This window comes from Phenylobacterium sp. (assembly GCF_004297125.1).
Taxonomy (GTDB): Bacteria; Pseudomonadota; Alphaproteobacteria; order Caulobacterales; family Caulobacteraceae; genus Phenylobacterium.
Window position 1 is genome coordinate 217,284 of sequence record NZ_SCVD01000021.1, and the last position, 13,235, is coordinate 230,518.

The window sequence follows — 13,235 nt, forward strand, 5'->3', positions numbered from 1 at the left end:
CCCGCGGCGCGGGAGGGGTCTTCTTTTTCGGGAAGCAGTCATGAGTAAGGCCGTCCGCGGTGTCTTGAACGTCGCCCTCGCCAGCGTCCTGGCGCTGTCGTTCGCCGTCGGCCCGCAGGCCTGGGCCCAGGAGGAGACGCCGCCACAGGCCCTGGCGCAGACCGGCGGCGACCTGATCGGCTACCGCTCGATCCACCATCCGGTGATCGGCCGCGAGGGGATGGTGGTGGCGCAGAACAAGATCGCCGCCCGCATCGGCGCCGATATCCTGGCCAAGGGCGGCAACGCCGTGGACGCTGCGGTGGCGGTGGGGATCGCCGAAACCCTGACCCTGCCACGGGCGGGGAACCTGGGGGGTGGCGGCTACATGCTGGTCTACGACGCCGCCACCAGGAAGACGGTCGCCATCGAGTACTACGGCCAGGCGCCGATGGGGGTGACTCCGGACTTCCTGCTAGGCCCCGACAACAAGGTCTCGGCCGACAAGGTGCAGTCGTTCAAGGGCGTCACCGTGCCGGGCACCGTGGCCGGCCTCTACGAAGCGCACAAGCGGTTCGGCAAGCTGCCATGGGCGAAGCTGGTCCAGCCGACCATCGACCTCGCCGCCAAGGGCGTCGTCATGAGCGACGACGAGGCCACGGCGCTGGCCCAGCGCAAGTCCGCGATGTCGAAGGACCCCGGCGGCGCGCTCAAGGTCTACTTCAAGAAGGACGGTTCGCCTTACAGGCCCGGCGACCGCTTCAAGAACCCGGACCTGGTCTGGACCCTGAAGCATATCCAGGCCCGGGGCGCAGATGGCTTCTACAAGGGGCCGGTGGCCGAGCGGATCGTGGCCGGCGTCAAGGCCGGCGGCGGGATCATCACCAAGGACGACCTGGCGGCCTATCGCGCCAACGTCCTGGAGCCGATCTGGTCCGACTATCGCGGCTACAAGATCGCCTACATGCCGCCGACGTCCGCCGCCTCGAGCGTCGCCGAGGCGATGAACATCCTCGAGCAGTTCCCTATGGGCGAGCTGGGGCAGGGCAACGTCGCCACCATGCACCTCATCGCCGAGGCGCTGAAGATCGTCACGGTCGACCGCCGCTACTCCGGCGGCGGCCCGCAATGGAAGACGCCGGCGGTGGGGATCGCCAGCAAGGCCTTCGCCCAGGAACGGGCCAAGCTGATCTCGATGGACAAGTCGCTGGACAGCAAGTCGCTGCCCTCGCTCGACCCGCATCCCTACGAGAGCCCGGACACCACCCACTTCTCGGTCGCCGACAAGAACGGGAACGTGGTGTCCAACACCTACACCCTCACCGCCTCGTTCGGGGCCCACGTGGTCGCGCCCGGCACCGGCTTCCTGCTCAACAACTCGCTGGGCAACTTCGATTGGAACCCCCGGCCGAACAGCCTCGGCAACCGCATCGAGCCCGGCAAGCGCGCCCAGTCGACCATCTCGCCGATCATCGTGTTCAAGGACGACAAGCCGTGGGTGGCCACCGGCACGCCGGGCGGCGGGACGATCCTGGGGACCATGGTCCAGATGCTGAGCAACCTGATCGACTACAAGCTGAACGTCGCCGAGGCCGCGCAGCGGCCGCGCGTCTACCAGGCCGGCGTGGACGGACCCCTGCAGCTTGAGGAATCCATCCCCCAGGACCTCGTCGCCGGGCTGCAGGCCAAGGGGCACAAGGTCGAACGCTCGCAGATCATCGGCAGCACCCAGTCGATCATGATCGGGCCGGACGGAGTCATGTACGGCGCGGCCGACACGCGCCGGCCCGACGCCGCGGCCGTGGGCGTGCGCCAGTTCTGACGGGTCCGGGAGCCGCGCGCGGACGCCGCCTCCCGCGCTCAGGCGTTGGCCACCAGGCGCAGGTCCGGCGTGTCCGCACGGCGCGGCGCCGGAAGGGAGTTCAGGAACATCTCCGCCGCGCGGCTCAGCTTCCGCTCCGAATGGTGGAACATCCGGAACGCCCGGCGCGGCAGGTCGACAGGCGCCCGGACCAGGCGGCCAGACTGGACGGCGTCGCGCACGACGAGGTCGGAGAGCGCGCCGGGACCCGCGCCGGCCAATACGGCCGAGCGCACGGCCTCGTTGGTCGGCAGCTCCAGCCGGATGTCCAGGTCCCGGGTGTCGAGACCCATCGCCCTGAGCGCGCCGATGAACTCGGAGCGGGTCCCGGACCCCTCCTCGCGCAGCACCCACCCCCCGTGCAACAGGGCCTCCGGGCTGGGCCGGCGGCTCGCCCAGGGATGGCCGGGCGGCACGAAGACGCTCATGCGATCGCCGTCCAGGTCCCAGCCGGTCAGGGCCGCGTCGGCGTACTTTCCCTCGACGAAGCCCAGCTCGGCGTCGCCATCCAGCACCTTGCGGCCGACGCCGGCGGTGTTGCTGATCTGCAGCTCGATACCCAGGTGGGGGAAGCGTTCATGGAAGTCGGCGATCAGCTGGGGCAGCCAGTAGTTGCCGATGGTCTGGCTGGCGCAGATCGAGACTGTCCCGCGCCGCAGATCGCTGAGGTCGGACAGGGTGCGCTGGGCGGTCCGGACCTGGCTGAGGACCTTCTCGGCCTCGACCAGGAACGCCTGGCCCGCCACGGACAGCTCGATGCGCCGCCCGACCCGGTCGAACAGCGGCGTGCCATAGGCGCCCTCGAGCGCGCCGATCGAGGCGCTGACCCCCGACTGGGTGATGTGCAGCACCTCCGCGGCCCGCGTCATGTTCAGACGCTCGGCGACGCAGACGAAAATTCTCAATTGCTCAAGAGTCACGACAAACCCCTCGAGTACCCGACGTCACAGCGTAGTCATATCGATCCGCGTTCATCAAGTAGAACATCGTTCACCTGGCGGAACGGTGATGAGGGGAGGCTGCCGACGGCTTTGGGTGCTCAGGGCGCCCAAAAATCAGACGTATCGGGACAGGGTCACTCGGGCCGATCGCGGCGGCCTTCAGCGACGGATTCGAAGCCGTGGCCGACAGTTCAACAATCATCAGTGTAACTTGTGACGGACAAAAGCCAATCTAATCATCGACGTATAAAGAATAGTTGGTTGCGAACACTGTAAAAATCCGCCATGCCCCTGTAATCAGAATTCGAAATCGGGGCGGAGTATGGCGGCGGAGGAGGGGGCGCGGGTTGCGCTGGTGACCGGAGGCGCGCGCGGCATCGGACGCGGTTGCGCGCTGGCGCTGGCCGAGGCGGGGTTCGACCTGGTGCTGGTGGATCTGCTCGAACCCGAGATGGCCGCCACCGCCGCGGAGATCGAAGGGCTCGGCCGGCGGGTGGAACGCTACGCGGCGGACGTCAGCGACTTCGCGCGCGCCCATCAGGTCGTGGACCTGGCGATGGCCGCGTTCGGCCGGCTGGACGTCCTGGTCAACAACGCCGGCCGACCGCAGCCGAAGGGCATCTTCGAGATCGCGGAGGCGGAATTCGACACCACTCTAGCGATCAACCTGAAGAGCTGCTTCAACTATATTCACGCCGTCGCGCCGGTCATGCAGGTGCAGGGCGGGGGCCGGATCATCAGCATGTCGTCGCTCAACGCGCATTCCGGCGGGGTGACCGCCGCCGTCAGCCGCTTCGCCTACGCCGCCGCCAAGGCCGGCATCCTCGGCATGACCCGGGCGCTCGCCAAGGAGCTCGGGCCGAACATCCTGGTCAACGCGATCTGCCCCGGGCTGATCAAGACCGAGGTCAACGGCAACAGCGTCATCCGCGAACGGGGCGACCAGATCGCGCGGGACGGCATCGCACTCGGCCGGGTCGGCACGCCGAGCGACGTCGCCGAACTGGTGCGCTTTCTCGCGGCGTCCGAACCCTGCTTCATCACCGGCCAGGACTTCGTAATCGACGGGTTCCAGTTCCAGGTCTAGGCCGAGATGACCTTGCCCACGCCGCTCGCCGAGCCGACACCGCCCCTGAGCCGGGCCACGCGTCGGCGCGCCATCGTGGCCTGCCTGCTCGGCAACCTGTTCGAGCTCTTCGACTTCGGCGTGTACGGCTACTTCGCGGTGCAGATCGGCAAGGCGATCTTCCCCTCGGTAGACCCGGTGGTCTCCGTCCTGGCCAGCTTCGCCACCTACGGCGTCGGATTCCTGATGCGGCCCATAGGCGCCATGGTGCTCGGCAGCTATGGCGACCGCCACGGCCGGAAATCGGCCCTGGCCCTGACCATCACCCTGATGGCGGTCGCGACCGGCTTCACCGGCCTCGTGCCCAGCTACGCCGCGATCGGCCTGTGGGCCCCGGTCCTGCTGGTCGTCTGCCGCCTGCTGCAGGGGTTCTCGACCGGGGGCGAGTGGGGCGGCGCCACGACCTTCCTCGTCGAGCATGCGCCGCCCGGGCGCCGTGGATTCTACGGCAGCCTGCAGCAGGTCAGCACGGGCCTGGCCCAGATCATGTCCATCGGCTCGGCTCTGCTCCTGAACTCCGTGCTGTCGACGCCGGACCTCGAAGCCTGGGGCTGGCGACTGCCGTTCCTGGTGGGCTTCATCCTGGCCCCGATCGGCTACTACCTACGCTCGCGCGTCGAGGAATCCCCCGAATACATGCAAAGCGCGCGGGAGAAGCGCATCCCCACCGCCCCGCTGCGGATGGCGCTGACGGTCCACCGCAAGGCCGTGCTGACCTGCTTCGGCCTCACGATGATCTGGACGGTGTCCAGCTACGTCTTCATCACCTTCCTGCCGACCTTCGCCACGCAGTCGCTCGGCATGGCGCCTCTCGTGGCCCTGTCGGGTACGATCTGCGCCTCGCTGGCCAATGTGGTCGTGGTGCCGCTTTCGGGCCTGGCGTCGGACCGGTGGGGCCGCATCCCCATGGTGATCTCGGCGGCAGGGTTCGCCCTGCTGAGCATCCCGCTGTTCATGCTGCTGGCGAGCGCCCCGTCCTTCGCGGTCCTGGCTGGCGTCGCCGTCGTCGCCGGCATCCTCTACGGCCTTTACAATGGCGCCGCGCCGACGGTCCTGTGCGACCTGTTCCCGACCACGGTGCGCTACACCGCGCTGTCGGTGGGCTACAACGGGGCCGTGATGATCTTCGGCGGGTTCGCGCCCTTCATCTCCACCGTGCTGGTGCGCGAGAGCGGCTCGCCGATCGCCCCCAGCTTCTATGTCGTGGCCTGCGCCCTGGCGAGCCTCGCGGTCCTCTGCTGGCCGCGGCCCCGCCTGGCCCCGGCGAGCTGAGGCGCATCCATCTTGAAGCGAGGTCACATGGCGTTGAACACGATAGGCCGGGCCGTGGGCCTCGCCCTGCTGATCGGAGCCCTGGCGGCCGGACCCGCGGCGGCCGGCGCCGCGCCGGGCGACGACTGGACGAAGGCCACGGCGGCCTCCGAGCCCCGCGAAGGCCTGCTGCGGACCTTCGTCGACCGCAAGACCAACCGCATCCAGCTGCGGTTGCCGCCGCCTGACGCCGAGGGGGTTTCGGGCCGCTTCATCTACCAGGCCAGTCTGGCCACGGGCCTCGGCTCGACGCCCGTGGGCCTCGATCGCGCGGAGATGGGCCGGGCGCTGGTGGTGGTGTTCCGGCGGGCCGGCCGCAAGGTGATCCTGCAGGCCGAGAACTACGGCTTCCGGGCCGAGGGCGGCGGCGCCGGCGCGGCCAAGGCCGTCCGGGATTCCTTCGCCGTGTCCAACCTCTGGTCGGCCGACGTGGCCGCCGAGGGGCCCGACGGCTCGGTGCTCATCGACCTCACCAGCTTCCTGACCCAGGACACCCTAGACATCGCCGGACGCCTCAAGGCCCGGCGGCAGGGGACCTTTCGCGCCGCTCCGGCCCTGACCTACGCCGACGCGACCCGGGTCGGCGTCTTCCCCGAGAACCTGGAGTTCGAGGCGGTGCAGACCTTCACCTCCGACGACCCGGGCGCCGAGGTGCGGGCCGTCGCGCCCGACCCCAGGTCCGTGACGCTCACGGTCCACCACAGCTTCGTGAAGCTGCCCGGTTCCGGCTTCACGCCGCGTCGGCACGACCCGCGGACCGGGACCTCGGTCCAGGTGCTGGTGAACGACTACGCCGCTCCGCTGGACGCGCCGGTCGTGTACCGCCTGGCCCGCCGCTTCCGCCTGGAAAAGGTCGATCCCTCGTCCCCCCGCTCCCGGGTCAAGAAACCCATCGTCTTCTACGTGGACCGCGCGGCGCCGGAGCCGATCCGCAGTGCGCTGGTGGAAGGCGCCAACTGGTGGGGCCAGGCCTTCGACGCCGCCGGCTTCATCGACGCCTTCCGGGTGGAGGTCCTGCCGGAAGGCGCCGACCCCATGGACGCCCGTTACAACGTCATCAACTGGATCCATCGCCAGACGCGCGGGTGGTCGACCGGCCAGACGATCGTCGATCCCCGCACCGGGGAGATCGTGCGTGGCGTGGTCCAGCTGGGATCGCTGCGCATCCGTCAGGATCGGCTGATCTTCGAAGGCCTGCTGGGCGCCGAGCAGACAGGCCGCGGCGGCCCCGACGACCCGGTGCAGATCGCACTGCAGCGGATCCGCCAGCTCGGCATGCACGAGACCGGACACGCGCTGGGCTTCTCGCACAACTTCGCGGGCAGCACTTTCGCCGGACGCGCCTCGGCCATGGACTACCCCGCGCCCCTGATCCGCACGAGGGGCGACAGGCTGGACTTCTCCGACGCCTACGTCCGCGGGGCGGGCGCCTGGGACAAGTTCTCCGTCCGCTGGCTCTACGCCCAGTTCCCGCCCGGGACGGACGAAGCGGCCGCCCTCGACAAGATCGCGCGCGAGCCGGCCGCCCAGGGCATGCGGTTCATCGCCGACGACGAGCACCCCGACAGCACCCAGTGGGACAACGGCGCCGACCCCATCGACGAGCTGCGCAACGTGCTGGCCGTCCGCCGGATCGCGCTGCGGCGCTTCGGCCTGCACAACATCGCCAAGGGGGCCCCCGTGGCCGACCTGCGCCGGGTGTTCGTGCCGGTCTACCTTTTCCACCGGTATCAGGTGGACGCGGTGGTGAAGCAGGTCGGCGGCGTCGACTATGCCTATGCGGTCAACGGCGGGGGGCAGGAGGCGGCGCGGGCCATCGCGCCCGCTGCCCAGCGCAAGGCGCTGGCCGCCCTCACCGCGACGCTCGATCCACAGCTGCTCGACACCCCCGACGAGCTGGTCGGCCTGCTGTCCCAGGCCCAGTCGGGCACCCCCGACCGGCAGTTCGAGATCGAGCTGTTCGACACCCTGGGCGGACCCGTCTTCGATCCGGTGGGCGCGGCGACGGCGGCTTCGGACATGATCCTGCGCCAGCTCGTCGAGGCGCCCCGCCTCAATCGGGTGCTGGAACAGCATCGCCGGGACGCCGGCCAGCTCGGCGTCGACGAGCTGCTGTCGACGCTGTTCGGCGCGGTCCGCGTCCAGCCCGGCGACACGCCGCGCGCGGCCGAGATCCGGCGGCGGCAGCAGGCCCGGCTGATCGGGGACCTGGCCGACGTGCTGGGCGAGAAGAGCCTGTCGCCGACCGTCGCGGGCCTGGTCCAACAGGCCTTGAAGGGTTTCGGCGGGTCCCTCGACACCACCGGCGGACCACCCGAGACGGTCGCCTACAATCGCTTCCTGGCCGAGTTGCTCGCCAAGTCGGACCGCGAGGCCCTGGCCCGCTTCGCCTCGGAGGCCGCGCCCGCGCCCAGGACCCCGCCGGGCAGTCCGATCGGCGAGGATTGCTGGTTCTGCTCGCCGCTGCCCCTCGCCGAGGACTAGCGGGCGGCTTCGGCGTCGCTGGCAAGATTCGTGGGAAGTTTGTCATTCCGGCCGGCGGGTGCGGGGGTTAGGTCTCGGCGGTCAATCCAGCGAGCCCGCTATGTCTCGACTGACGGTCGCCGCCGTCCTCCCCGCCGCTATCGGCCGCGCCTTGGCCGGCCTCGCGGCCCTGTTCATCATGGGCGGCGTCGCGGGGGCCAGGCCGCTGGTGGTGATCCTAGCCGACGCCGACGGAACGGTGGCCACTGACCTGCTCGCCCCCTACGCCATCCTGGCCGAGAGCGGCGCGGTGGAGGTGAAGGTGGCGTCGGCGACGGCCGCGCCCGTGCGCCTCACGCCGGGCGTCGCTTGGGTGGCGCCCCAGATGACCCTGGCCCAGCTGGCGCGGGCCCGGCCTGCCGGCCCTGACGTGGTGATCGTCCCGGCGCTCGAAGTCGTGGACGATCCGGCGCGCTCTGCCTGGCTGCGGGCGCAGGCCCGCGGCGGCGCGCGGATCATGTCCATCTGCAATGGCGCGAAGGTGCTGGCGGTCGCCGGCCTGCTCGACGGTCGCCAGGCGACGGTTCATTGGTACAGTCGCGCGAAGCTCACACAGCAATATCCGAAGGTGAAATGGCGGCACGATCTGCGCTGGGTCGTGGACGGGCCGATCACCACCACGGCCGGCATCAGCGCCGGCGAGCCGGCGACCCTCGACCTCCTGCGGCGGCTCGCCGGCGACACCGTGATGCGGGACACCGCCCGGCGCCTGGCCTTGCCCCTGCCGGACCAGCGCCATCGGGGCGACGATTTCCGCCTCACCGCCCGGGGCGCCGGTCTCGTCGTCGGCAATCGGATGGCGTTCTGGAGCCATGAGGACGTGGCCGTGCCGCTCGCCCAGGGCCTGGACGAGCTCGCCTTCGGAACCGCGATGGACGCCTGGTCGCGCACCTATCGCTCGACGGCCTGGGCCGTGGGTCCCGCCAGCGTGGTCACGCGCCACGGTCTCGTCCTCTATCGCGGCCGCACCCTGCCGGGGCGGTTCGACCGTCAGGTCGCCTTGCCGCACGCGGAGGTCATGGCGGCCACGTTCGACCAGATCCGCGGCGCCTACGGCGGCTCCACGGCACGGTTCGTGGCCTTGCAGTTCGAGCACCCCTACGGCGCGGTGAGCGCCTGGTAGGCCGCGACTACGCCACCATCCCGCTCCGGGACGTGACCTGGGCCTGGAAGAGGTAGCCGCCGCCGCGCAGGGTCTTGATCATCTCGCCGGCCCCGTCGCAGGCCGACAGCGTGCGTCGCAGGCGCGCGACGCGGGCGTCGATGGAGCGCCCGCCCGCCGCCGCGCCGTCGCCGTGCAACAGGGCGATGAGGGCGTCGCGGCGCAACACCTCGCCGGGACGCGCCACGAGCGCGCGCAGCAGGGCGGCGTCGGCGGGGCTGAGGCGCACCGTGCGGCCCGACGGTGCGGTGACGTAGCCGAGCTCGGCGTCGAACCGCCAGGTCTCGAGTACAGCCTGGGCGGTGTGGCGCGCCTGGCGTGCGGCGCGGCGCAGCAGGGCGCGCACCTTGGCCAGCAGCTCCAGCGGATGGGTGGTCTTGGGCAGGACGTCGTCCGCGCCGAACTCCAGGCCGGCGACCCGGTCCAGGGTGTCCGCCGCGCGGGCGACCACAAGGACCGGCGCGCTCTCGGCCTCGGACAGCTTGCGGCACAGCGCCAGGCCGTCGGCGTCGGGCAGGGCGGTCTCCAGGATCACCAGGTCGCAGCCGCGCGCGTCCAGCGTGGGTTGGGCTTCGGCGGCGGAATCGGCGCGCTCCACCTCGAAGCCATGGCGGCGCAGCATGTCGAGGCCCGGCTCGATGGAGCCCCCGTCGGCGTCGATCCACAGCACGCGGGGCGATCCTTGCGCGACGGCGGCCCGCGCCGGAACGCCACCGGCGGCGAATTCGAAGGCGACTGCAGTCATGATGGCTTCTGTCCCGGGCCAAACCTCCGGGTCGGTCCCCGGCGCACCAGCACCTTAGCCCGGACAGTTGGATTTTGATGACGACTTCTCGTCATACTTCACATGAAACGACTTCATGTGTCACCTGGCTGTGACAATTGTAACGATGGTCAATAGCTGTTTTCTTTTTGCAACATTCTTCCACGAATGACTTGGCCGAACTCGATCCCGACGTAACCATCGTGCGACTCCCGGTCGGCGGCTGGACTGAAGCTATCATGCTGTTTTTACGTGTATTATCTGAACTCCACGTGAGGTGTTCCGCATCCGCGCGCTACCGTCACATGAAGCGTATTCATGCTTCGCATAAGATAAATTCAGTAAAGAGCCGCTGCACGCGACAATAGTTTTTCTCCAGCGGCGCTCGGGCGCGCGGTCGGAACCTCCGGCCGCGTTGGGGGCCGGCTTTCATGTGGGGTTCGGCCGAGGCTCGACGAGTCGCCGGCCGCTGGAGGACTTAGACCTTGAATATCAAGAGCACGCGTGAGCGCCTTCTGGCGTCGTCGATGATCTGTGGGGTGGCCCTGCTGGGCCTTGCGACCCCTGCCGCCGCCCAGACGGCCGGCGATGAAGTCTCCGAAGTGGTGGTGACCGGCACCCGGATCCCCTCGCCGAACCTGGAAAGCGTCAGCCCGGTGACCGCGGTGAGCGCCGCTGAAATCAAGGCCACGGGCGTGACCCGGGTCGAAGACATGATCAACAGCCTGCCCCAGGCCTTCGCCGCCCAGGGCTCGGCCCTGTCCAACGGTTCGACCGGTACGGCGACCGTGAGCCTTCGCGGCCTGGGCGCCACGCGGACCCAGGTCCTGATCGACGGCCGCCGCCTGATGCCCGGCACGCCGAACACCCTGGGCGGCTCGCTCGCCCCAGATCTCAACTTCATCCCGACGGCCCTGATCGAGCGCGTCGACGTGCTGACGGGCGGCGCCTCGGCCGTTTACGGCGCCGACGCCGTGGCCGGCGTCGTCAACTTCATCATGTCGCGCAACTTCGAAGGCGTGCGGGTCGACGCCCAGTACGGGATCTACCAGCACGACAACAGCAGCCCGATAGCCGACATCGTAAGCGCCCGGGCGGCCACCGCGGCCAGCCCCGAGTTCTTCCGCCTGCCGAAGGACAACGTGCGCGACGGCGAGAGCTCGCAGGTCACCCTGATCCTCGGCGTGAACTCGCCGGACGGGAAGGGCAACGTCACGGCCTATGCCGGCTATCGCCACGTCGAACCGATCTTCCAGGGCAACCGCGACTTCTCGGCCTGTACGCTGAACTCGGGCGACAGCTTCGCGGCCGCCGGCTGCGGCGGCTCGGGCACCGCGTTCCCGGCCCGCTTCGGCGCGAACATCGTCGACATCACGGGCCCGGGGAACACCTTCCGGCCGCGCGTGGCCGCCCGCGACGTGTTCAACTTCGGCCCGCAGAACTACTACCAGCGCCCTGACGACCGCTACGTGCTGGGCGCCTTCGCCAACTACGAGATCAACGACTGGGCGACGGCCTACATGGACGTGATGTTCATGGACGACACGTCCACCTACCAGATCGCGGCGGGCGGCATCTTCGCCGGCACCTTCTCGGTCAACTGCGCCAACCCGTTCCTGTCGGCCCAGCAACGCGGCCTGCTGGCCGCCACGGCGGCGTCGGGCGGCGGCACCTGCGCCACCAACCCGGCGGGCACCTTCACCGGCACCATCGCGCGCCGGAACGTCGAAGGCGGTGGTCGCCAGGGCACGACCCAGCACCAGCAGTACCGCTACGTCGTCGGCGTCCGCGGCGACCTGAACGACAACTGGAACTACGACTTCGCGATGCAGTACGGCCGCGTGTCGTTCGGCCAGGTGCAGACAGGCTTCTTCCGCACCGGCGCCATCAACAACGCCTTGAACGTCGTCTCGGTGAATGGCGTCCCGACCTGCCAATCCGTGGTCAACGGCACCGACCTGGCCTGCGTGCCCTACAACATCATGCAGCTGGGCGGCGTGACCCAGGCGGCGTTGAACTACCTCGAAACCCCCTCCACCCAGAACGGTAACCTGTTCGAGCGCGTGGTCAGCTTCAACATCGGTGGCGACCTCACCGAGTACGGCGTGAAGACTCCGTGGGCCGACACCGGCGTCGGCATCTCGATCGGCGCGGAATACCGCCGCGAGACCATGGACTACGCCGCCGACTTCGTGGCCGCCTCCGGCCAGCTGAACGGCGCGGGCGGCGCGAACCCGCCGGTCAACGGCTCGTTCGACGTCTATGAAGTGTTCGCCGAGGCGCGGGTCCCGATCCTGCAGGACATGCCCTTCGCCAAGTCGCTGACCTTCGAGACGGCCTTCCGCTACTCCGACTACACCTCGATCGGCACGACGGAGACCTACAAGCTGGCCGGCGACTGGGAGCCCGTCGATGGCGTCCGCATCCGTGGCGGCTACAACCGCGCCGTCCGCGCCCCGCACATCCTCGAGCTGTTCAGCCCGCAGAACGTCGCCCTGGACGGTACGCAGGACCCCTGCGCCGGCCTCGCCGCCGCCGACCCGCTGGTCGCGCGCTGCGCCTCGCTGTTCAACCTGACCACCGCACAGGTGCTGGCCATCGAGGCCAACCCGGCGGCCCAGTACAACGGCCGCTTCGCCGGGAACACGAACCTGGAGCCGGAGACCAGCGACACCTACACCCTGGGCCTGGTGTGGCAGCCGTCGTTCCTGCCCGGGTTCAACGCCTCGGTCGACTGGTTCGATATCAAGGTGAAGGACTACATCTCGAACATCGGCGCGGACGTGATCATCAACCGCTGCGTCGGCCAGTCGGACGCCAGTTTCTGCTCGCTGGTGCATCGGGACGCCGAAGGTTCGATCTGGCTGTCGAACCAGGGCTTCGTGGACGACCAGACGGTGAACATCGGCTCGATCCGCACCTCGGGCTTGGATTTCAACGCCGGCTACCGCCTGAACCTTGACGATCAGGGCCTGGGCTCCATGTCCTTCAACTTCGTTGGCACCTACCTCGACAAGCTGGAGGCGCAGGCCCTGCCGGGCGACGACGCCTTCGATTGCGCCGGTCTCTACGGCACGATCTGCTCGGTCTCGTCGGGCTTCACCGCCCCGAACCCGAAATGGCGCCACAAGGCCCGCCTGAGCTGGGCGACGCCGCTGACCTACGGCGAGTGGTTCAAGGACGTCACCGTCTCGCTGCAATGGCGCCACTTCGACAAGGTGAAGCTGGACGCCTTCGACGACCACCCGCAGCTGAACAACCCGGGAATCCAGTACGAGAGCGACCGGGTGCTGAAGTCGCGCGACTACTTCGACCTCACGGCGTCGTGGACGATGCGCGACAACCTCAACTTCCGCGCCGGCGTGAACAACATCTTCGACAAGGATCCGCCGCTGACCGGCGCCTCGAACTGCCCCACGGGCTCCTGCTCGGGGAACACCTGGCCGCAGGTCTACGATTCCTTCGGCCGCTACCTGTTCGTGGGCCTGACCGCGGACTTCTAGGAAAGGACCTCACGTCCTGAGGCCTGGGGCCCCTGCGCGAGCAGGGGCCCCTTTCTTTGGCGGGCG

The 13,235-nt window shown here is 69.3% G+C and carries 8 protein-coding genes; 6 read left to right on the top strand and 2 right to left on the bottom strand.

The genetic code is table 11. The features are described from left to right. Nucleotides 1-40 precede the first annotated feature (40 nt). On the top strand, nt 41-1,801 hold the full coding sequence (ggt, locus tag EPO51_RS14095; RefSeq protein WP_293351554.1) for a gamma-glutamyltransferase: 1,761 nt from the start codon (nt 41-43) through the stop codon (nt 1,799-1,801). A gap of 38 nt (nt 1,802-1,839) precedes the next feature. On the opposite strand, the gene EPO51_RS14100 is transcribed toward ggt, so the two are convergent. Then, the gene (locus EPO51_RS14100; protein ID WP_293351556.1) at nt 1,840-2,760 is read right to left on the bottom strand and encodes a LysR family transcriptional regulator; all 921 of its coding nucleotides are present in this window, start codon (nt 2,758-2,760) and stop codon (nt 1,840-1,842) included. Between the two features lie 343 nt (nt 2,761-3,103). On the opposite strand from EPO51_RS14100, the gene EPO51_RS14105 reads away from it, so the two are divergent. From EPO51_RS14105 to EPO51_RS14120, 4 genes are all read left to right on the top strand, one after another. Beyond that, nucleotides 3,104-3,868, top strand: coding sequence for an SDR family NAD(P)-dependent oxidoreductase (locus tag EPO51_RS14105; RefSeq protein WP_293351558.1), 765 nt, complete (start codon nt 3,104-3,106; stop codon nt 3,866-3,868). A 6-nt stretch (nt 3,869-3,874) separates the two neighbouring features. Next, nucleotides 3,875-5,179 carry an MFS transporter gene (locus EPO51_RS14110; protein ID WP_293351560.1) on the top strand — a complete coding sequence of 435 codons (1,305 nt, stop codon included), beginning with the start codon at nt 3,875-3,877 and terminating at the stop codon, nt 5,177-5,179. A 27-nt stretch (nt 5,180-5,206) separates the two neighbouring features. Next, nucleotides 5,207-7,702: a zinc-dependent metalloprotease gene (locus tag EPO51_RS14115; protein ID WP_293351562.1), complete on the top strand. Its 2,496-nt coding sequence runs from the start codon at nt 5,207-5,209 to the stop codon at nt 7,700-7,702. A gap of 100 nt (nt 7,703-7,802) precedes the next feature. Next, the gene (locus tag EPO51_RS14120) at nt 7,803-8,864 is read left to right on the top strand and encodes a DJ-1/PfpI family protein (protein WP_293351564.1); all 1,062 of its coding nucleotides are present in this window, start codon (nt 7,803-7,805) and stop codon (nt 8,862-8,864) included. A gap of 7 nt (nt 8,865-8,871) precedes the next feature. On the opposite strand, the gene EPO51_RS14125 is transcribed toward EPO51_RS14120, so the two are convergent. Next, nucleotides 8,872-9,648 carry a response regulator transcription factor gene (locus EPO51_RS14125; RefSeq protein ID WP_293351566.1) on the bottom strand — a complete coding sequence of 259 codons (777 nt, stop codon included), beginning with the start codon at nt 9,646-9,648 and terminating at the stop codon, nt 8,872-8,874. A gap of 503 nt (nt 9,649-10,151) precedes the next feature. Between EPO51_RS14125 and EPO51_RS14130 the strand changes: the two genes are divergently transcribed. Then, entirely contained in the window at nt 10,152-13,169 is a 3,018-nt protein-coding gene (locus tag EPO51_RS14130) for a TonB-dependent receptor plug domain-containing protein (protein ID WP_293351568.1), read from the top strand. Nucleotides 13,170-13,235 lie beyond the last annotated feature (66 nt).

What these genes read in the sequence shown, in the direction of transcription:
- ggt (WP_293351554.1), top strand. Translation starts at nt 41, where the DNA reads ATGAGTAAGGCCGTCCGCGGTGTCTTGAACGTCGCCCTCGCCAGCGTC.
- EPO51_RS14120 (WP_293351564.1), top strand. Translation starts at nt 7,803, where the DNA reads ATGTCTCGACTGACGGTCGCCGCCGTCCTCCCCGCCGCTATCGGCCGC.
- EPO51_RS14125 (WP_293351566.1), bottom strand. Translation starts at nt 9,648, where the DNA reads ATGACTGCAGTCGCCTTCGAATTCGCCGCCGGTGGCGTTCCGGCGCGG.
- EPO51_RS14115 (WP_293351562.1), top strand. Translation starts at nt 5,207, where the DNA reads ATGGCGTTGAACACGATAGGCCGGGCCGTGGGCCTCGCCCTGCTGATC.
- EPO51_RS14110 (WP_293351560.1), top strand. Translation starts at nt 3,875, where the DNA reads ATGACCTTGCCCACGCCGCTCGCCGAGCCGACACCGCCCCTGAGCCGG.
- EPO51_RS14105 (WP_293351558.1), top strand. Translation starts at nt 3,104, where the DNA reads ATGGCGGCGGAGGAGGGGGCGCGGGTTGCGCTGGTGACCGGAGGCGCG.